General features: G+C 51.3%; 12 protein-coding genes. 10 read left to right on the forward strand and 2 right to left on the reverse strand.

Going from position 1 to position 21,835, the window contains the following annotated elements; translation table 11 throughout:
• Window positions 1–126 precede the first annotated feature (126 nt).
• The 5 genes from ubiE to TERTU_RS15955 all read left to right on the forward strand — a co-directional run bounded on the left by ubiE (window position 127) and on the right by TERTU_RS15955 (window position 8,537).
• Window positions 127–876, forward strand: coding sequence for a bifunctional demethylmenaquinone methyltransferase/2-methoxy-6-polyprenyl-1,4-benzoquinol methylase UbiE (gene ubiE / locus TERTU_RS15935; protein WP_015820173.1), 750 nt, complete (start codon window positions 127–129; stop codon window positions 874–876).
• Window positions 877–882: 6 nt separating this feature from the next.
• Window positions 883–1,521 (forward strand): ubiquinone biosynthesis accessory factor UbiJ, encoded by a 639-nt coding sequence (locus TERTU_RS15940; protein WP_015820754.1) that lies wholly within the window; start codon window positions 883–885, stop codon window positions 1,519–1,521.
• 25 nt (window positions 1,522–1,546) lie between these two features.
• Window positions 1,547–3,184, forward strand: a complete 1,638-nt coding sequence (gene ubiB, locus TERTU_RS15945) for a ubiquinone biosynthesis regulatory protein kinase UbiB (protein ID WP_015819335.1) — start codon at window positions 1,547–1,549, stop codon at window positions 3,182–3,184.
• A 107-nt stretch (window positions 3,185–3,291) separates the two neighbouring features.
• Window positions 3,292–4,947, forward strand: coding sequence for an autotransporter assembly complex protein TamA (locus tag TERTU_RS15950; RefSeq protein ID WP_019603496.1), 1,656 nt, complete (start codon window positions 3,292–3,294; stop codon window positions 4,945–4,947).
• Complete coding sequence (locus tag TERTU_RS15955; protein ID WP_015817769.1) at window positions 4,944–8,537, forward strand: translocation/assembly module TamB domain-containing protein; 3,594 nt, start codon at window positions 4,944–4,946, stop codon at window positions 8,535–8,537. Before TERTU_RS15950 ends, TERTU_RS15955 begins: the two co-directional genes overlap by 4 nt.
• Before the next feature lie 153 nt (window positions 8,538–8,690).
• Here TERTU_RS15955 and TERTU_RS15960 read toward each other — a convergent pair whose 3' ends face one another.
• Entirely contained in the window at window positions 8,691–10,880 is a 2,190-nt protein-coding gene (locus tag TERTU_RS15960) for a S46 family peptidase (protein WP_015817165.1), read from the reverse strand.
• A gap of 608 nt (window positions 10,881–11,488) precedes the next feature.
• Here TERTU_RS15960 and TERTU_RS15965 point away from each other — a divergent pair.
• The 5 genes from TERTU_RS15965 (at window position 11,489) to otsA (ending at window position 19,654) form a co-directional block, all read left to right on the forward strand.
• Window positions 11,489–12,064 (forward strand): hypothetical protein, encoded by a 576-nt coding sequence (locus tag TERTU_RS15965; protein ID WP_228378174.1) that lies wholly within the window; start codon window positions 11,489–11,491, stop codon window positions 12,062–12,064.
• 585 nt (window positions 12,065–12,649) lie between these two features.
• Window positions 12,650–15,508, forward strand: a complete 2,859-nt coding sequence (locus TERTU_RS15970) for an endo-1,4-beta-xylanase (protein WP_015817859.1) — start codon at window positions 12,650–12,652, stop codon at window positions 15,506–15,508.
• Between the two features lie 181 nt (window positions 15,509–15,689).
• Complete coding sequence (gene otsB, locus TERTU_RS15975) at window positions 15,690–16,415, forward strand: trehalose-phosphatase (RefSeq protein WP_015819622.1); 726 nt, start codon at window positions 15,690–15,692, stop codon at window positions 16,413–16,415.
• Window positions 16,416–16,442: 27 nt separating this feature from the next.
• The gene (locus TERTU_RS15980) at window positions 16,443–18,236 is read left to right on the forward strand and encodes a glycoside hydrolase family 15 protein (RefSeq protein WP_015818860.1); all 1,794 of its coding nucleotides are present in this window, start codon (window positions 16,443–16,445) and stop codon (window positions 18,234–18,236) included.
• Window positions 18,233–19,654: an alpha,alpha-trehalose-phosphate synthase (UDP-forming) gene (gene otsA, locus TERTU_RS15985; RefSeq protein ID WP_015820510.1), complete on the forward strand. Its 1,422-nt coding sequence runs from the start codon at window positions 18,233–18,235 to the stop codon at window positions 19,652–19,654. Before TERTU_RS15980 ends, otsA begins: the two co-directional genes overlap by 4 nt.
• 156 nt (window positions 19,655–19,810) lie before the next feature.
• On the opposite strand, the gene TERTU_RS15990 is transcribed toward otsA, so the two are convergent.
• Window positions 19,811–21,811, reverse strand: a complete 2,001-nt coding sequence (locus TERTU_RS15990) for a bifunctional 2',3'-cyclic-nucleotide 2'-phosphodiesterase/3'-nucleotidase (protein ID WP_015820386.1) — start codon at window positions 21,809–21,811, stop codon at window positions 19,811–19,813.
• Between the last annotated feature and the right edge of the window lie 24 nt (window positions 21,812–21,835).

A 21,835-nucleotide genomic window follows, 5' to 3' on the forward strand; every position in this document is an offset into this window, starting at 1 on the left:
TTTCCCTCCACTAAACCCTACTCGCGTTACATTCTTGCGCGTATAAACCCCCACTCACTCATCAACAGGCCCTAAGCCAACGCCAAATACGGTACAATTTGGCGCTTATTAGACGGGGGTTAAATCATGTCCGACGAGAACACCACGCATTTTGGTTTCGAGACAGTCAACGCCGCAGATAAAGCCGAGCGCGTAGCCGGTGTATTCCATTCTGTTGCCGCAAAATACGACCTAATGAACGATGTCATGTCCGGTGGCATTCATCGCCTGTGGAAAAAATTCACCATTGAGCTAAGCGGTGTGCGCCCCGGCGACCGGGTACTGGACATTGCTGGCGGCACTGGCGACCTTACCGCAAAATTTGCCCGTCTGGTCGGCGACGAAGGCCAGGTTGTACTGGCCGACATCAACGACTCCATGTTGAAAGTGGGCCGCGACAAACTCGTTGATAAGGGCTTTCTCGGCAATGTGCAATACGCGCAGGCCGACGCCCAGTTTCTTCCTTTTCCCGATAACACCTTTGATTGCATCACCATTGCATTTGGCTTGCGCAACGTGACCGATAAAGATATGGCGCTTGCCGCGATGAATCGCGTACTCAAACCGGGCGGACGACTGCTGGTATTGGAATTCTCCAAACCGCAAAACAGTTTGCTCGAAAAAGCCTACGACCTGTATTCCTTTAATGTATTGCCGATGATGGGCAAACTGATCACCCAGGACGCTGACAGCTATCGCTATCTTGCCGAAAGTATCCGCATGCACCCAGACCAGCAAACCCTGAAAGGCATGATGGAAAACGCCGGCTTTGCGCAATGTCGCTACTACAACATGACCGGCGGCATAGTCGCACTCCACAAAGGCACCAAGGCCTGACCCGCGATGACAGCCACGGCAAGTGAAACCCATTTTCACGAATTCAGCGTATTGATTTCGAGCAGCCTGGAAAAAGTCATCAACAGCGCATTGCGTTACGACCCAGGCACCCGCGCGGCAATCGGCCGCTTACCCAGTAAAACGTTAGGCATCGTCAGCACCTCGCCAGCGTTTGAATGCCACATTCGTGCAACGGGGGACCAGCTGCGATTTACCACCATCGCAGCCACTGCGCCAGATGTGGAACTGCGCGGCGATCTGCGGGACATTCTCTCACTCGTTTTCACCGCCAGTACCAGCCTCGCTAATACCGGGGTTACGGTGAAAGGCCAGATCGGTTTACTAGCAGATTATCAACGCTGCTTTGCCAATATCGACATAGACTGGGAAGATGCACTTGCGAACGCGATTGGCAGCTTTCCTGCCCACTTGGTGGCGCAACTCGGGCGAGATGTGGCGAGCCGCTGGATTCCGAACCGTGAATATTCTGCACGGCGCATCCAGGAATTTATTACCGAAGAACTCCGTGCGGTGCCAGCCAGGGAAGAAATACAAATATTTGGCGAACACGTCAACCAATTGCGTCAAGGTGTCGACCGGCTGCAACTGCGCCTCGACAAGCTTAGCCAACGCAGACCTAAATAACGCAACTTAATAAACGAGTAATTTTGTGGCTCGACTGCTTCGCCTCCTCCATATTCTCCACACCATTGGCCGCTACCGGCTCGACGATTTGCTCCGCAACCCTCAGAGCCCGCGCACCCTCAAGATGTTACTTTTGGCCTACCGGCTCTATCCAAAAGTGGACGAACCGCGCGGTATGCGCTTGCGCAAAGCCTTCGAGGAACTGGGCCCGATATTTGTAAAATTCGGCCAGCAGCTGTCTACCCGCCCGGATTTAATGCCGCCGGATATTGTCTCCGAGCTCGACCGCCTGCAGGACAACGTCGCTCCTTTCAGCAGCGATCTGTTTATAGAAATTGTCGAGCGCGCCCTGGGCAAACCCATAGACCAGTTGTTCAAACATTTCGATCGAGAACCCCTGGCATCGGCATCGGTGGCGCAGGTCCACACTGCCGAATTACACAGCGGCGAAGAGGTCGTGGTTAAAGCCGTCAGGCCCGGGCTCGAGCCCACCATCGAAAAAGACACCAGCCTGCTGCGCTGGTTTGCAGAACTGGTCGAAAAATACAGCAGCGAAGGCCGCCGTTTGCGCCCCGTGGAAGTGGTGGATGAATACCGGGATACCATCTTCGATGAGCTGGACCTGTGCCGCGAAGGCGCCAATGCCACGCAATTGCGCCGCAACTTTGAAGGCTCCGACATGCTGTATATCCCGGAAGTGTATTGGGATTACACCCGGCAAAACGTATTGGTGCTAGAGCGCATATACGGCCACTCGGTCACCGATTCAGAAAACCTGAAGGCCAACGGCATCGACCTAAAAGTTCTGGCCGAACGCGGCGTCGAAGTATTTTTCACTCAGGTGTTCGACCATAACTTTTTCCATGCAGACATGCACCCGGGCAATGTATTTATATCCAAACTCCACCCGCACAACCCCAGCTATATGGCCGTGGACATGGCGATCGTCGGCTCGCTCACTCGCGAAGACCAATACTATTTAGCACGCAACCTGCTCGCTATGTTTCGCCGCGATTATCGCCAGGTCGCCGAGCTGCACGTACTCAGCGGCTGGGTGCCAAAAGGCACGTCGGTGTCAGGCTTCGAAGCGGCAATTCGTGCCGTGTGCGAACCCATTTTTGAAAAACCCCTCAAAGAAATTTCGTTCGGGCAGGCGTTGATCTCGCTGTTCCGCACCGCGCGCCGCTACCGCATGCCAGTGCAACCGCAACTGGTTTTGCTGCAGAAAACGCTGCTCAATATTGAGGGGATGGGCCGCCAGATTTACCCAGATCTCGACCTGTGGGCAACCGCCCATCCATTTTTAGAACGGTGGGTGCGCGAGCGCTTCTCGCCAAAGGCGTTGCTCAAAGATTTTCAATACCACTCGCCAGAATGGATCGAGAAATTCCCACAAGTCCCCCATCTCATCTTTGACACAGTCACTGAAGTTAAGCAACTCGCGCAGATTGCGCCACAATTAAAAGCAGCCAGCGAAGCTTTGAGAGACTCAGAATCCAGATCTTCGCGACGCCTGCGCAACAGCGTTCTGAACGTCATTGCTTTCGGTCTGCTCGGAAGCGGCATTTGGCTTGCATTACAGGAGAGTCCGCAACTCGGTGCACTTTCGCCACAAACCATACTCTTACTTATGACCGGTTTAGTCGCACTGATTATTAAATAGCGGCACAGGCTATAAGGGAGTGATCTACCATCTACACAGTACTAAAAAGCGCCGTCAGGCTGGGCTTTTTGCTGGCGCTAGCGTCGGCCGGAACAGCCCAAGAAGACATGTCCATTCACGGAGTGGACGGCCAGATTGAAGAAAATATACGCGCGCATGTAAAACTTGCAGGCGAAAGCTGTTCACTGCCCGCGTGGCGAGTACAGCAGTACCGTCGCGACCTGCCGCAACAAGTGCAGGATGCCGTGCGCGCGTACGGCTACTACAACACCGAAATAAAACAGCGCTTTGAACAAAACGAAAAATGCTGGAAGCTGGACCTGGATGTCACGCTTGGCCCCCGCGTGCGGTACCGTAAAATAAACGTTAGCACCGATCGCGCGCCAGCATCACTCGTCCCCGAACTGGAAGCATTAATATCTCATCCCGCGTTAAAGTCGGGGCAATCATTAAAGCATGGCGAATACGAGAGCTACAAAGGCACCCTGCTGGATACCGCGCGCCGCTTTGGATATTGGGAAGCGAAATATACCCAATCCGAACTGGCTATTTACCCCAAAGATGACGCCGCCGATGTTGCCCTAAAACTCGAAATCGGCCCCCGCTATCGCATTGGCGAACAACGCTACCCCGACCTGGAATTACGCGAAACATTTTTACGCCGCCTCGCCGGAGATATATCTGGCGAACCCTATTCAGAAATGGCACTGCAAGATGTTTATAAGCGCTTCCAGGGCACGGACTACTTTCGCAAAGTTATTATCACACCGCGCTTCGAGCAGGCAGACGACGAACACCGGGTACCGTTGGATTTTGATCTCTCACTGGCACCGCACCACAGCTTTGGCACAGGCATCGGTTATTCCACCGACCAGGGCGCGCGCTTACGCGGTAATTACACAAATCGCTATTTAAACGATCTGGGTCACCACTGGCGAACAGATGCGCTACTGGCTGAGCGGGTGAGAGAATTACTCGGCACTTACATTATTCCCAAACACAATGCCGCAAAAGAATGGTACGAACTGAGCGCGGGTTATCTGGAGGAAGAGTACGAGGCTTACCAGAGCAACACCCTCTCCACCAGCGCGCGCTCGATTTATTCATTCAACGACGGCTGGGTCGTGAATGCGGGAGTTAATTTAAGGGAGGAAACGTACCAGGAACAACAGGAAACGAAATTTCGTAAAACGCTGATTGTTCCTGGTGTAGGGGCGACCTGGATACATGCAAGCGAAGAGCCGAGGCAAACCAGTGGCTATCGCTTCGAAACCGGTATTACATTCAGTCACGAAATGTGGGCGTCGGAAGTCAATTTTGTGCAGGCGTACAGCCGGGTTAAAGGCATTTTCTCTCCAATCGAGCGCGGCCGTTTTATTGCGCGGGCGGAAATTGCAGGAACCCTGATGGACGATATCAATGAGTTGCCGCCCTCTGTGCGATTTTATACCGGTGGCGATAACAGTGTGCGCGGTTACGGCTACAACACCATTGGCATCGAAAAAGAAAACGGCGAAATTACCGGCGGCGGCAAGCTCATCGTAGGCAGCATTGAATACGACCATCTCATTCTAAAAAGCTGGTCGCTGTCCACCTTTTACGACATTGGCGACGCCTTTAATGAAAACCCCAACTACCGCAAAGCCTGGGGCGTGGGTGTGCGTTGGTACTCGCCTGTCGGCCCACTGCGGCTGGACTTTGCCTTTCCTGAAAACAGTGCAGACGATTTTCGTATCCACGTGAGTGTGGGGGCTGATCTATGAAGCCCTGGATAAAACACGCACTGCGTGGCATAGCGCTAGTTATACTGGTTGTTATCACCGCTATTGCCAGCGGCATTTTCTGGCTGTTGGATACCACCAGCGGATTTCGCTGGGCGGTGGACGTGAGCGAACCCTATCTGCCCGTTACCATTCAGTATGCTGACGCGAACGGCAGTCTTTGGCAGGGAGTAACATTTTCCCGGCTCACGGTTACGGCGAAAACAAATACCTTGGGATTTCAGGAAATTACCGCAACGGGGCTTAACCTACAGTGGCAGCCGCGAAAATTACTGGAAACCCAAGTCAGTATCAGCCGTTTTCACTTGAACAAACTTAGCATCGCGCTGGTTGAGTCACCTCCGCCGCCGACAAGCGATGAACCACCTGCACTCCCGAAAATTCATTTGCCCGTTAACATTGTACTCAACGATTTGCGTGTGGGGGATTTTCAACTTTCCCGCGCGCAACAAACCCTGGCGCAAGTCAATGACATTAGCCTTCGCGCAAGAGCTGCTGGCAGTAAGATAAATATTGAGACTTTCGCCGCCGGTTTCCAAGGAGAAACCTACCGTTTAAATGGCAAACTGGACTTCGCTCCCAGGTGGCAGATCGCGCTCAATCTTCCTTCACATCACGTGGCAACACAAGGCTCCTGCGTAACGGAACAACCGCTGGAATGCGACCTTTTATTGAGTTGGGAAGATTTTTCTCATCCACAGATCCCGCAAGTTGAATCGCCCAACGGCGACTTTAAAATCCACCTGACAACGCAAATCGTGCAAGCTGAAGGGCAAACCGACATTGTCACCAGTGCCGGGGATTTTCACCTTGTTGTCGACAGTTTTACTGACTTGACCAACAGCAGCAGCGAACTGAAAGAGCTGCAGGTAACACCAGCCAGCGGCGGTGAATTGCAAGGCAGCGCCCAAGTAAACTGGCGTGATGGGGTTCGCGCGCAAGCACAGTTGCAACTGAACGAGTTGAATTTACAGGCCTGGCTTGGCGATAAAATTGACGTCGCGAAAATTACCGCCCGGCTCGACGCAGATGTCGGTTATAAAGAAGAACTGAAAGACGGTAAAATCACGCTGCAAATTGCCAACCTGGATCTCGGCAAAAAGCCACTGAAGGGCGATGTTATCGCACAGCTGCAAGGGCAAAAAATCAGCCTGGAAAAATTGCGCTTGCAGAACGATGTCAACGAGCTCAAAGCCAGTGGCGAATACGGTATCGATAATCAAGCGATTAAACTCGATCTGGATTTCAACGCGGGCAATTTGAATACCATCGCCGAGGCGCTCAACGGCAGTGGCCATCTGGTGGGTAACATCGCTGGCAAAGCCACCGCACCCGATGCGCAATTTACCCTCAATGCGCAAAACCTGCGCTTTGCCGACACGGAGATCGGCAAGGCGAATATGGCGCTGATCGCTAAAAATTTACAGCTCGCCGCGCCGGAAAAAATACAGCTGCAAAAACTCGATTTAGTCGCTGAACAATTGGCGACCGCGGGTAACGGTATTACACGAATCGAATTCTCCGCCTCCGGCAGCCTGCCCAAACATCGCGCCACGCTCAGCGTATCAGGGATACCAGGGGACCTGAATCTCGAAACCTTGGCTATGACAGGGGGTATCACAGCTGGCAACACCAGCGCAGGTTATACACTGGATACGGCTATCTGGGATATCCAGCTCCAACAGCTGAATATCAGCACAGGCTTGCGCTTCGGTCAGTGGAAACTCCGGCAGACTGTCCCTATTCAATTGTCACAAGCGCGCGTGGCGTTGAACGACTTTTGCCTCGAGCAGGCACAAGCGCAACTATGCCTCGACACAGTTGAGCTGCTGGACCAACGTGATCTGACCGTCGCGACGCATGTAAACGGGATTTATTTTGACCGCGAAAAAACGCTGTTTAAACAGTACCTGCAACGCCTACCCACCACCTGGCAAACGGAAGGGGAGTTGCGTGGCAAAGCCAATATCGAGGCAACACTGGCGAATTTCGCTCCCCGGACATTCAGTATTGAAAGCGCGTTTAATTTAGTCGATGCGAGCATTCATTACCGCAACGAGGACGAACCCAACCTGGATCTGCCGATTGAAAAAACCTTCGTGCGCATTGATGGTAATCAGGACGTCGTCAATATCGATGCTGGTGCAGTTATCGATAAACGTCAGCAGTTACGCGTCGCCGGCACCGTTAAGTCTGCACTGGAAAAGCAGCCCGCTATCGACATTACCATCGATGGAGCTCTGGACACCCTGGCCTATATCCAACCGTTCGTGCCAACGATTGCCGAGTTGGAAGGCAAGACCCGCATCGATTTACACTACCAGCAAAACACGGAAAACGTCGATGCACTGGTCACAGGGAAGGTCAGCCTGAGTGAATTCGGTTTTATTCTTCCACAAACAGGCAGTCGGCTGCGCAACTGGAATATTGATATTGACGCAGCCAAAACTTCAATTGATTTACGCGGTAAAGGCGCCGTTGGCAACGGCGACATGACGCTGCAAGGCGATATAAAGCCGACCGATAGCGGTCGCTTTCCCTTTGCCGCACGGATAAAAATTGATGGTGAACAATTGCAGTTAGTGGACCAGCCCGACAGACGCTTCACCGCCAGTCCTCACTTGCAATTGGAAGGAGAAGATCTTCGCTGGCACCTTGGCGGCAGCGTAAAAATTTCGGATTCCTTTATGGAACTGAAGGAACTCCCCAAGTCCGCCAGCAGCGTTTCGGAAGATGCCGTTATCTATGGCGAAGAACCCATAGAAAAACCTTCACCACTGGTTTTCACCAGCGATTTAAAAATTATTGCTGGAGACAATATCCGCTTCGAAGGGTTTGGCCTCAAAACGCAAATTCGCGGCGATTTAAATTTCAATCTCGATGCGAGCGGCCGTCAGCAATTACAAGGTAGCCTGATGCTGCCGAGCGGACAGTACAAGAGTTACGGCCAGGATTTAAAAATAGAGCATGGGCAGATTGTGTTCACAGGGTCGATGGACAATCCCAATCTCGATGTTCGCGCAGCGCGCACTATCGAACGCCCGCAGGCAACCGGTTTAAATACCCAGATTAAAGCCGGTATCTGGTTGTACGGCACGGCCAAACATCCAAAAACACAGCTTTACTCCACCCCAAGCATGAGTGAGAGCGATGTACTCTCCTATATGCTCACTGGCAAACCCATGTCCGATGTTGGTAAAGGTGAAGACGGACAGGCCGAAGCCGCCGCCCTGTCGATGGCGCTCGCCCAAGCCCTGCCGACACTGCAGCGTATCGGTGGCGAACTTGGATTGACCGATATCACGATTGATTCCGACAGCAGCACCGGCTCCAGCTCCGTGGGTGCGGGCAAGCAAGTGAGCGACAAACTGTATGTTAAATACCAGTATGGGCTGGTGGGCGCCGTCGGACGATTTATTCTTGAATACAGCCTGACCCAGCAATTAAAAATCGAGGCCGCCTCGGGCAAGGTAGACAGCGTTGACTTGACCTACACGTGGGATTCAAAGCTGCCTTCCGCGACCGACGACAAGAAAAAAGCCGATAAAAGCGATGAGCGCGATAAAGATTAATCGCCGTCGAAAAAGATCAGGATAGAGAGTAAGAGAATTGCGGTAGAAGGGGATTTACCAACGGCCAGCGCACAAGCGCTGGGAGAAGCCCGCTGGTAATATCGCCGCTACTCGAAGATAGCTGAGTAGCGGCGAATGGAAGCAAAAGCGCAGCTATTTACGCACCATGGACATTTCTTCCAGCAGATTATCGGCCTTATCCAAATAGGTCATTACCCACAGGATATAGCGAATATCAACAACTATCGCACGGTTCAGGTCATCGTCGAAATCCCAATCGCCGATAATACTTTCGTATACACCGTCGAACAGTAACCCGACTAATTCACCTTTACTGTTAAGGGTCGCCGAACCACTGTTGCCGCCGGTAATGTCCAGCGTACAAAGGAAGTTAACCGGTACGGAATTTATTGCGTCCAATTTATACGGGCCGTATTTCTTCTCGCGGATCAGCGCCAATTCTTCCTTCGGCGCGTTAAACGGTTCTACGCCGGTATCTTTTTCCACAATACCTTCCAAAGTTGTAAAAGGCAGATTCAGCAGACCGTCTTTGGGCTGATTGCCTTTGACGTGACCGTAGGTAATCCGCAGGCTGCTGTTAGCATCCGCGTAAACCGGCAGCCCCAAGCTTCGATTGAAGGCAACAAACGCACTCATATACAGTGGGCGCTGGCGTAAAAACTGACCTTCAATTTCCTTATCGTGCTCTTCAAGGGCCATGCGCTCATCGAAAGAGTTAACCGCCCACTGAATAAATGGATCTTTGCTTTTCTTGAAGTCAGCAACACTTTTGTCCATCCAGGCGAGGCGAACAGCTTCGTCGTCAAGCGAGGACTTTTTGTATAGGCCATTCAGTGTTTTCGCCAATTTTTTTTCGTCGAGCTTATTACCCAGGCGAAATTGCTTGTCCACGCTGGCTAAATGCTGAGCGGGATCAAGTTCCATGTAGCGACCCAACAGGTAGGTTAGAATGGCCTTGTCTACGGTTTCATCATAACGATGGGTGATACGTTCCAACGACTGCTTAAATCGTGTCATGTCGCGTTCTTGATAACCGGGCTCACGCTCGGCATCCGGTTTTTCGCGCTCGACAGCCAAACGATACAAGTCTTCAGCAACGCTCGGCAGAGTGGCATACGAAAAATATCCTCGCCACAAATCCAGCTGGCGAGTCGCCTGCTCCTGCGCTACCAGCGCGTTCAGCCCGCTGATCGCCGGCATATACTTGGCCGCTCTCGCGCTATCTTTTTTCAACCAGCCTGCGAATTTTTTCTCTTGCTGCTGTCGACGCGCCAGGAAATCACTGTGCTGAAAACTCTCCTCCATGGATTGAAAGTTCTTCGCATAATTGGCTAGGTAAGAAATCGTGCTCTCGTAATTCAGGCGCGCCTGACTGTCTGCGGGCGACGACTCTTCAATCGTGGCGATAATATCCTCGCGATATGCACGCGCCTCGGGGTAGTACCAGGTAAACTGGTTTTCTATTTCATCACTGGTACGGTAGCGATTGGTGCGCCCGGGATAACCTGCGGCCATCACAAAGTCGTTTTCTTTTACGCCGTCTGCGGCCACTTTTAGAAAACTTTTTGATGTGTAGGGAACGTTGTCCTTGCTGTAATCGGCCGGTTTACCGTCTTTGCCAACGTAAGCGCGATAAAAACCCCAGTCCCCGGTGTGGCGTGGCCACTGCCAGTTATCGATATCACCGCCGTACTTGCCGATGCTGGTCGCTGGTGCGTAGACCAGACGCACATCGCGAATTTCCAATCGCTTGATCAAGCGATACTCCATTCCTTGATGGAATGCAGACACATCACAGCGGTGAATGTTAGTGGATTCGCAATCGCTGATCAGTGCTTTGCGATTGTCTTCCAACATTTTGTAGCGCTCGATGCCGCTCATATCGTCGCGCAAATTTTTATTCATTTTGTTTGTAACATCGGTCACCGCTTCGGTGACGTATATACGACTACCGGGAACTGCGGGCACTTCGTCCGTCATACTTCTCGCGAGAAATCCATCTTCAAGCAAATTATTTTCGGTGGTGCTGTTATATTGAACAGAACCATACACACAGTGATGGTTGGTCACCACCAAACCCTTGGGTGATACAAATGACGCACTACAACCACCAAGGCTGACAATCGCGTTCAGTGGAAAATCTTCAAAACTGGATAGGTTAGCGGGATCGATCTTGAGACCGCCCGAAACGAGTCTGTCACGGATTTCCGGCATTTGGGATGGCTCCCACATGCCTTCATCAGCGTGAACGGCAGATATTAATGTAGCGGACATAAAAGCGCCCACTACCAGCGACTGTGTTAGCCACTTATTCGTTTTCATTGCGTGATCCTAGTCATTAATCTAAAAAATATTAAATAAGACAGCTGCAAAAGCTGCAGATATACCAAAGGTTGATATACCAAATAAAAATTCCATTTCCTAAGCGAGCATAGCAAACTCGATGTAAGTGCCTTATACGATGTTTGAGTTTCAAACACGCACCGACACCAGCACCCCGAATGATACAACATATCAGCTCCTGAGCGGAGCCTGTGTGTATGCAGGTTTCATGCTACTGGCGCCACGTGCACGTCTGCGCTTCCCTGAGCCTGCCCCTTATCTCAACGCATCCTACACAACCTATCTACACTCCCTACTCAACACAACCTATCTAAACTCCCTACACAACTCACCTGCATTACTTACTTAGTTACCCCGCCTTGTGCTGCTATCACCGGCTTAACTATTGGCTAGCAGCAGTTAGATCATCTTCGCCGGTGTACAGAACTGTGCGACGGTCACGAAATTTGCTAGGTAAAACGAGAAAACGATATCACCCGCGTTAACCGACTCACGGTAGAGCCGCAATAGGGTTTTGGCGCACAGCAAGCGCTGTGCGCGAGCATATTATTGAGCGCTCCGGGAATCCCGTTTTCCATGGGGGCAGCATGTATTCAGACAAAATTGGGTTCACACAATCGCTGGAACTCTATTTTCGCGATCAACTCCAGCAACATGTGACGACTATCACACCGCGCCCGCAGGAGGACACACTGTGGTACACCGGCAACCTGCTCGCCCGCTTTGGGCGAAGCGAAAACCTGTACAGTTATAGCGAAGGTAAAATGGAGATTCGCCCCCTCGCACTGCTGTACAAGGATGCGTTGGAGTCTGGCGACGACCGCGAGCGATGCATACTCTTGAGGCAACTGGGCGATGTCGCGTTATTTATCGGTGCATTATTTCCGGAAATTTATCGGCAGAAGGGTATAAGCCAGGATTATTTTATCGGGATGGGATGCGCAGCATACGGCTATCTCGCCAGGCACGCCCGAGGTTGCCGGCATATATATTCCGAACTCTCTGATCTGTTCAGCCATTTGCTTAAGCTGATTGCGCGAGCCTGCAGCAAAGAAGACGTAGCAAACATCGAAACCGCGATACTGGACTGCCCGAATAGTCTCGAAAATACACTGGTTTCCGTGCACCAGAACAAATTCGGTGAGGTTCTCAAACCTCATTAATAACCTGTGCATCAATAGAAACTTTCGCGCCATAAAAATCGTACTAACGACTGTTTTTACTACCACCCCAGCAATAAAGAAGTGTGACACAAATATAAATCACAAAAACTTTGTGAGGATTTTTATCACCATTTCGAATTAGTGCTAGATTTTTCGATAAAAAATCGCAATTATTTTATTAACAAGAGAAATAGATTCGGGTTACCCCCTGCTGCAAAACTATACTTTCGTCTAGTTTCATTGCTCCCGTTTTTTGCATATAGTCTCGCCGACAATAACAATAAAATATCTGTGCCTTTCCTCCACGGTACAGACGGCGTTGTCTGAACCTTTTTTCCCGTATACCTCTTTGTATGCAGAATATGTATTCGAAAAAGTATGCAGAAAAATTCAGCGACCATTCAGGTGTTTAGTCTTCAGCTAAATAGCACTTTAAATTTCAATAACAAATAGCGTTATACCTAGCCGAAGTTCAACTGATTTTCGCGGCGTGTCTTACTGTCGTTACGCCAGCTTCGAGGTACTCAGCAGCGAATACGCGCGAAATGAAAAACCGCAATCACAACAACAATGGGTAGCCTACCTATGAAAAACTACGAACGCGCATTGTCTATGAAAGCCCGGCTTTCACGCAGTGTAGCGAAAATGTTGTGCGCCTCGACACTCGCCCTGTCAGCCGCTGCAACCTTCGCTGCTCCAGACCCCAACTTCCATATTTACCTCATGTTTGGTCAATCCAATATGGAAGGCCAGGGACAAATTTCCTCACAGGATCAGCAAGTGCCCACCGGGTTGCTTGCGATGCAAGCCGACAACAATTGTACGGTCGGCGGTGCCAGCTACGGCGAATGGCGCACAGCAACTCCCCCCTTAATCCGCTGCTACAACACCGCTCACGCGTGGAATAACGGCGGTCTTGGGCCAGGCGACTACTTTGGTCGTACCATGCTCGAAAACAGCGGCGCCGGGGTGCGGGTTGGCTTAGTCGGCGCGGCCTACCAGGGCCAAAGCATTAACTTTTTCCGTAAAAACTGTGCTGCTTTAGGCAGTTGTCAGCCTTCCGGCGCGAACGGCTCAGTACCTGGTGGTGCTGGCGGTTACGCCTGGATGCTTGACCTGGCGCGTAAAGCCCAGGAAGACGGCGTGATTAAAGGCATTATTTTCCACCAGGGTGAAAGCGACACCGGCAGCTCGACCTGGTCCAGTCGCGTCAACGAAGTGGTGACCGACCTGCGTACGGACCTTGGCCTGAGCGCCAGCGAAGTGCCCTTCATCGCCGGTGAAATGGTTCCCGGTGCATGCTGCACGAGCCACGACGCCCGCGTTCACGAAATCCCATCAGTTGTAGCCAACGGCCACTATGTGTCGGCCGCAGGTCTGGGTTCGCGTGACCAGTACCACTTTAACGCCGCAGGCTACCGCGAAATCGGCCGTCGCTACGCGAACAAGATGCTGGAGCTGATCGATGTGTCGGGCAGTTCAACATCCAGTTCAAGCAGCAGCTCAAGTTCCTCGTCATCGAACTCCAGCAGTTCGTCCTCTAGCAGCTCCTCGTCGAGCAGCTCCAGTTCCAGCTCCAGTGGTGCCACCGGCGGTAGCTGTGCAGGAGTGAATGTGTATCCTAACTGGACCGCGCGCGATTGGTCTGGTGGTGCATACAACCACGCCAACGCGGGTGACCAAATGGTGTATCAAAACACCCTGTACAGCGCGAACTGGTACACCAACTCCGTGCCAGGCAGCGATGCATCCTGGACACGCGTTGGCGCTTGCGGCACCAACACTGGCTCGAGCAGCTCTAGCAGCTCCAGCTCATCGTCTAGCAGCTCGTCGTCCAGCAGCAGCTCAAGCTCCTCAAGTACTGGTGGTGGTTCGTCCTCATCCAGCTCCAGCAGCTCGTCCAGCAGCTCAAGCTCAAGCAGCTCTTCATCTTCAAGCGGCACGCCAAACTGCGGACAGGTCTGTAACTGGTACGGCACAAATTATCCGTTGTGTCAGAATCAAACCACCGGCTGGGGATGGGAAAACAGTGCAAGCTGTATCGGCGCTAACACTTGCAACAGCCAAAGCGGTGGCGGTGGCGTTGTCGGCGGTAACTGCTCGTCTTCATCCTCCAGCAGTTCCAGCTCTTCCTCAAGCTCTTCCAGCTCTTCGTCCAGCAGTTCATCCGGCATGCCTGGCGCGCACACCATTGTTATCCGCATGAGCGGTGTGACCGGTGACGAGAGCGTTGATCTGGTGATCGGCGGCAATGTTATCCAAACCTGGACGATTTCTGCCAGTATGGACGACTACACCGCAACAACTGACGCCGAAGGCGAATTGCGCGTAGCATTCACCAACGATTCCGGTGATCGCGATGTACAGGTCGACTATGTCTCTGTTGACGGAGCGATCTTCGAAGCGGAAGACCAGGAAGACAACACCGGCGCTTACAGCGGCAGCTGCGGTGGTGGCTCCTACAGCGAAATGCTTCACTGCAACGGTTCTATCGGCTTCGGCAACCCCTTCGGTGGCACCAGCTCCAGCTCATCGAGCAGTTCGTCTTCCAGCAGCTCCAGCTCTTCCACCAGTTCTTCTGGTGGCCCACAGTTCCCGCCGTTCTTCGTGGGTAACATCACCACCGGCGGCAACGTGCGTTCCGACTTTGCTCAATACTGGGACCAGATCACACCAGAAAACGAAGGCAAGTGGGGATCCGTAGAAGGCACTCGCGACCAGTACAACTGGGCGCCAGTTGACCGCATCTACCAATTCGCCCGCGCCAACGGCATTCCGGTAAAAGCACACACCATGGTGTGGGGAAGTCAGCAGCCGGGTTGGATCGGCGGTTTGAGTGCGGCTGAACAGCGCGCGGAAATTGAAGAGTGGATTCGTGATTACTGCACCCGTTACCCCGACACGGCAATGATGGATGTGGTCAACGAAGCGGTTGCGGGTCACGCCCCGGCGACCTATGCGCAAAACGCCTTCGGCAGTGACTGGATTATCGAGTCGTTCCGTCTGGCACGTCAGTACTGCCCGAATACGATCCTGATATACAACGACTACAACTTCCTGACCTGGAACACCACTGAGATCATGGATCTGATCCGTCCAGCCGTACAGGCAGGCGTGGTTGACGCGCTCGGCATGCAGGCTCACAGCCTCTATAGCCCACGTGTGTGGACTGCACAGGAAATTGAAGACAAGTTGGATCTGATATCAACCCTTGGCGTACCGCTTTACATCACCGAATACGATATAGAAGCGACCAATGACCAGACCCAATTGCAATATATGCAGACCCACTTTCCAGTGTTCTACAACCACCCCAACGTGAAGGGTATTACCCTTTGGGGCTACGTTGTAGGGTCTACCTGGCGCACGGGCACCGGTCTGATTCAGAGCAATGGCCAGCACCGCCCAGCGATGGATTGGTTGATGGACTATCTCGGCAGATAAGCCCCAGGAACCAAACTGCTAAATTTAAAATTTAGCGGATCAACCAGTAAAAAGCGCAACGAATGTTGCGCTTTTTTTTGCTAGCACGATCCTTGCTATAAACCTCCTAACACCAGCAAAACTAATTGCGCGCAGAAAAAAGCGCTTTTTTTGTAAAATTTACCAAACCAAGTCGTAAAAAATGCAATTACCAACAATCGACTCCCTCGCTCTTTTTGCCGATTTCGATGGCACACTCGTAGACATTGCGCCAACGCCAGATGCTATTGTTGTAGATAGCCATCTAAAAACATTAATCAATCGTATAACAGACAGCACCGGTGAGGCGTTTGCCATCGTTACCGGGCGGTCACTGGAAAATATTGGTGAGCACCTTACAGAGTGCCCCTGTCCTGTAGCCGCAAATCACGGCGGACAGTGGCAATTCCCTGGAAAAGAAACCCAGCATATTCCGTTGGACGATAACCAGCTCTGTGCTTATCAATCTGCGATTTCTCAATTTGCGCAGCAAAATGCGCTGATTTTCGAAATGAAGCCGCTCGGCATCGCGGTACATTTTCGCCAACACCCAGAATGCGAAGCCGCGCTGGATAACTTTCTATCGTCACTCGAAATAAGCGCTAATTACAAAGTTATTCAAGGGAAAGCTGTACGCGAGCTCAAGCCTGCATTGGCCAATAAAGGGAATGCGATAGAGCGCTTTATGAAAATGCCACCATTCAAAGGCAGAACACCAGTATTTTTCGGCGACGACGTCACCGACGAAGACGGCTTTCGTTTTGTTAATCGTACCGGAGGCTTCAGTTTTAAAGTCGGTGATGGAGAAACCAGCGCCCACCACCGCCTTGCAGATCCTGCGCAGGTAAAATCATTTTTGACTGAACTTATTGAGAAAAACGCGAAGTAGGTTTTTAGTAGTCATAAGGGGACAACAATGGAATCACCCAATCTCGAATTAGCATTGATTGGTAACTGTAGTATCGGTGCACTGATCGATAAAAAAGGCACTGTGTCATGGATGTGCTATCCGCGCTTTGATGGTGAACCCGTTTTTTGCTCTCTACTAAAGAGCGGAAAACAGGACACTGGTGGCAGCTTCGCTATCGACCTTATCGATTTGGAAACAACCGAACAGGCATACGAACACAATACCGCCATCGTTAAAACACGTCTGATGGATCGCTTCGGCAACGGTATCGAAATACTGGATTTTGCCCCCCGATTCCACCAGTACGGTCGCATCCATCGGCCAACAACGATCATGCGTAAAATTATCCCTATCGGCTCCCCCCGCGTAAAAGTACGCTGCAACCCGAATCACAGCGATGGCGCCGGTAAATTTCACCGCACCCAGGGCAGCAATCATATCCGATACATTGGCGACGACCTCGCCCTGCGCCTGACCACCGATCTTTCTGTAACCGCTATTCTTGATGAAACCACTTTCGTTTTAGGCGAAACCAAACACCTGGTGTTCGGTGAAGACGTGTCAATTACGGAAAATATTTCCGAACTTACAGACCGCTTTTTTACCGAAACAGAATCCTATTGGCAGGAGTGGTGTCGCTATCTTGCGATTCCTTTTGAGTGGCAGGAAGCCGTCATCCGTGCCGCCATCACACTCAAGCTGAGTTCGTACGAAGATACCGGTGCAATTATCGCGGCCATGACCACATCTATCCCAGAAGCCGCCAACACTGTCCGCAACTGGGACTACCGTTTTTGCTGGCTGCGGGATAGCTACTTTACTGTGCAATCGCTCAACCGGTTGGGTGTGACCCGCACCATGGAGCAGTATTTACAGTACATCATGAATATTGTGGCCACCATGAACGGCAAAGGCCTACAGCCGGTTTACTGCATTAACAGTAAAAAAGACATGCCCGAACGCCTGCTGGAGGCAATGGACGGATACAGAGGAATGGGGCCTGTGCGTATTGGCAATCAGGCCGCCGAGCAAATTCAGCACGATGTTTACGGTGCAGTTATTCTCTCGGCCACGCAAATGTTTTTCGACGAGCGTATTCGTCGTCGCGGCGATGAAGGTCTGTTCCGTTTGCTCGAGCACGTCGGCGAACTGGCAATAGCCAACTACAACCAACCCGATGCGGGTCTGTGGGAATTGCGCGGTCAGCAACACGTACACACCTTTTCCAGCATGATGTGTTGGACCGCCGCGGATCGTCTCGCCAAAATCGCGGACAAACTGTCACTTGCGGAAAAATCCAGTTACTGGCGAGAACACGCTGACAAGATTAAACAAACTATTAACGAGCGCGGTTTTAACAAGTCCCTAAACGCCTATACCGCCACCTGGGATGGCGACACCCTGGACGCCTCATTGCTGCTGGCATTTGAGCTCGGTTTCGTCGAAGCAAAAAGCCCGGAATTTATCGGTACACTCGAAGCCATCGAAAAACATCTTAAACCCGCTGGCAGTAAATACCTGTTCCGCTATATCACCCAGGACGACTTCGGTGAGCCGGAAAACGCGTTCACCATCTGCTCGTTCTGGTATATCGATGCACTCGCGGCGGTTGGCCGCAAAGACGAAGCCCGCAAACTTTTTGAAGACTTACTGGAGCGCCGCAATTCTCTGGGGCTGCTCTCGGAAGACATCAACCCGGAAACCGGGGAACTCTGGGGAAATTTTCCCCAAACTTACAGTATGGTCGGAATTATCAACAGCGCGCGCGTGTTGAGCAAACGTTGGGAGGAAGCCCTATGAGTCGTTTAATCGTAGTATCTAACCGTGTAGCAAAACCCAGCAACACCGGAGGCTCGCAAGGCGGTCTGGCCGTTGGTGTACTGGCGGCACTTTCCAAGGAAGGCGGGTTGTGGTTCGGCTGGAACGGAAAAATCAGCAACAATGAAGAATCAAATGTGGAAATAGATCGCCGCGGCAATATTGACTACGCGACGGTCAGCCTGAAAAAAAACGAATACAACCACTACTACAAAGGTTTCGCTAACAGCGTGCTCTGGCCATTGTTCCATCAGCGTCCGGAATTAATGCGCTATCAGAAAGCCGATTTTCTCGGCTACCACTCTGTAAACAAAAAGTTTGCCCAGCACCTGCTGAACTTTATCCAGGACGACGACACCATCTGGGTACACGATTACCACTTGATTCCCCTGGCGCGGCAACTTCGCCAATTGGGTGTGAAATGCCGCATTGGGTTTTTCCTGCATACGCCTTTCCCACCTTACGATCTGTTGCGCGCGGTACCGGAATATCGCGAAATTTTGCGCGAGCTGATGCACTATGATTTAGTCGGCTTTCAGACCGAATCCGATGCGCGAGGCTTCCGCGAGAGTATGCGTTTAAGTCTCGAAGCGTCAGTGGTGAACGATGTGGTTCACTGCGGCAGCGAGACGACACTGGTGAAGGTATACCCCATTGGCATCGAGACCGACTCCACCCCTAACCTTGTTGCAAAGGGTAAAGAAAGCAAAGATTACCAACGCTTGGCACACAGCCTGGGAGGCCGAAAACTCATAATTGGTGTCGACCGACTCGACTACTCAAAAGGTATCGAACACCGTTTTATCGCCTACGAAAAACTTCTGCAACAGCGCGCAGATCTGTTGCGGCAAATGGTGTACTTGCAGGTAGCACCTACATCGCGGGGTGATGTGCAGGCCTACGATGATTTCGCCAGTCGAATTGACCGCACCGCAGGCCACATTATTGGCACCTACGCGGATTTTGATTGGATGCCGCTGCGCTACCTCAATAGAGGTTTCCGCCGCAACACGATTCTCGCAATGTACCAACTCGCTCAGGTTGGCTTCGTCACGCCATTGCGCGACGGAATGAACCTGGTAGCGAAAGAGTATGTCGCAGCGCAGAATCCGGAAGATCCCGGCGTGCTGGTGCTGTCAAAAATGGCAGGGGCTGCCGCTGAGCTCGACGCCGCTGTTCTGGTAAACCCTTACGATACCGAAGCGGTCGCCAAAGATTTGGCACGAGCGTTAGAAATGCCATTGGATGAACGACGGGATCGCTGGCAAAAAATGATGAAAGTGCTTCACAAAAACGATATCTATACCTGGCAGGAGAACTTTCTCAACGACTTAAGTAAACCCCGGGTGCCGTCAAACCAGTTACAAAATTTTGAGGTGGCAACGCTTTCGGTCTCTTAAAACGCAGGGACTTAAAATACGATGCTTTAAAACACGGTCTTATAAAATATGCATCAAGACCGGCTTTTCTAAACGATTGTTATCCATTCAAAATAAAAGCCCCATGTCGTGCTAACACATGGGGCTTTATCGGTTTAAACGCCAAGATAAATTGACTTACTGCGCTTGCAATACCAGTTCGTAACGCGCTTCGTTATTCTCGGTTACATCCATAAACACAGCGCTGTCCAATTGAGCATCCACAAAGGCTTTGGCTTTATCGGTATTCGGAACCCTAAATACTATCGTCAGGTCCGTAGCAGAGGTTATCGGTGCAAAGCTCCAATTGCCATCCGCTGTCGGTGTAACAGGGCTGTTATCGCGAATATAATTTGCGAGGACTTCGCGGTTAGCATTTGGAGAGTTAATAACAACATGATCGCTACCTGTACCCGGGAATACTCCACCGTTCGCACGATAATTATTACTTGCGACAATAAACTCCTGAGTGTCGGCCACGTCGGCACCATTAAACTGCAAATCGATAATTCGGTGGGCATCTTCGTTGATCACTTCACAACTTCGGTTGTTGCGCGGTGCTTGGGTAACATCGATTTTGTAAGTCACCCCATCGATAACGTCGAAGTTATAGGTAGGGAAGCCAGCGTAATCCACTAGCTCCTGTGGTGTAGATATACTGGTGTCGATTTGGAAAAACTGCGATGCGGAACATTCCAGCCAGCCTTTCAGTTCGGCGCCATTAATTTTTACCGCAACCAGTGTGTTTGGATACAAGTAAAGATCGGCCGCATTACTCAATGTCAACAGGCCCTTGGGTACTGTAGTAAACGCACTCTCGTCAGCACAAAGCCCCTCGCGATTACACGCTTTAAATGGCGCAGCAGCGGACAATACCGGCAGGTTCTGTAGATTAACATCCCCTTGAATCAGTTTGGTCACGTAATCCTTTTGCGCATCGCTTACAATCTGAATTGAGGGATCGTCTTTTACCAGCGCAAGAAAGCTGAAAATATCGTCCGTGGATTCACCAATAGGCGTGCTCATATATTCAATTGTCGCGTCGTGATCGCTCTCAACAGCTTCAACCAAAGCGGCATCGGCAGAAACCGAGGCTTCGCCGTCCACTACAATAGGACGTGCTTCTACGCGGGTACTAAGAATTTTCCACTCGTCTTTATCGACGTTATATTCCAGGCCGAAATCGATAATTCCCAGATGGCTGCCCCAATACCCAGGCATTACCGCTGGTACGCCTTTAATTGTACCGGCTGTAATATCAACATTCGGTGTATCTGCGAACGCCTCGGAGGGAAACGTCAGATGGCTGTGTCCGAACATTATCGCGTCTATGCCGTCTACATCGGCCAGATACCAGCTGCTGTTTTCCGCTTTGTTTTCTGCATTGTACTCGGCAGTACTAATGCCGGAATGAGGAATCGCAACGATCAAATCTGCACCTTTGGCTTTCATCTCAGGGACATAACGTTCAGCCATCGCTTTAATATCTTTGGTGGTTACCGCACCATCCAGGTTAGCTTTATCCCACTGCATAATTTGTGGCGGTACAAACCCAATAAAACCGATGGTCGCGCGATGACGATCGCCTTTGGTGTCAGTCACGATTTTTTCAATCAGTTTATAAGGCTCGAAATAGAGCTCATCGTTGCTTTCGTCGGTATCGCCGTCGTCTTTAAAAATATTGGCGCTGATGTAGGGAAAATTTGCGTCGTTTACGCTCTCAGCTAAAAATTCTAACCCGTAGTTAAACTCGTGATTGCCGTAGTTGGCGACGTCGTAATCCAGCAGGTTCATCGCTTTGTATACTGGGTGCACAACTCCGGGTTGCAAACCTTCAGCTTCTCGCCAGTCACCCATCGGGCTGCCCTGAATCAAATCCCCGTTGTCCACTAAAACACTGTTTTCCGGCTCTACTAACTCGGCGCGCGCAGCTTTAATTAAGGCGGCAGTACGAACAAGGCCGATCTTAATATCTGTTTGCCCGCTGTAATAGTTGTAATCCATTACGTTCGCGTGGATGTCCGTTGTTTCCATCAAGCGTAAATCCACATGTCTGATTTCATCGTCCGAACTACACGCCGCCAGCAGTATTGCGCCAGCCAATGTAGCGGTTCGCGAAAAAAGTTTACTTCGAATCATGATAAATCCTTGTTTAAAATTACA

Source organism: Teredinibacter turnerae T7901 (genome assembly GCF_000023025.1).
In the GTDB taxonomy this organism is placed as follows: domain Bacteria; phylum Pseudomonadota; class Gammaproteobacteria; order Pseudomonadales; family Cellvibrionaceae; genus Teredinibacter; species Teredinibacter turnerae_B.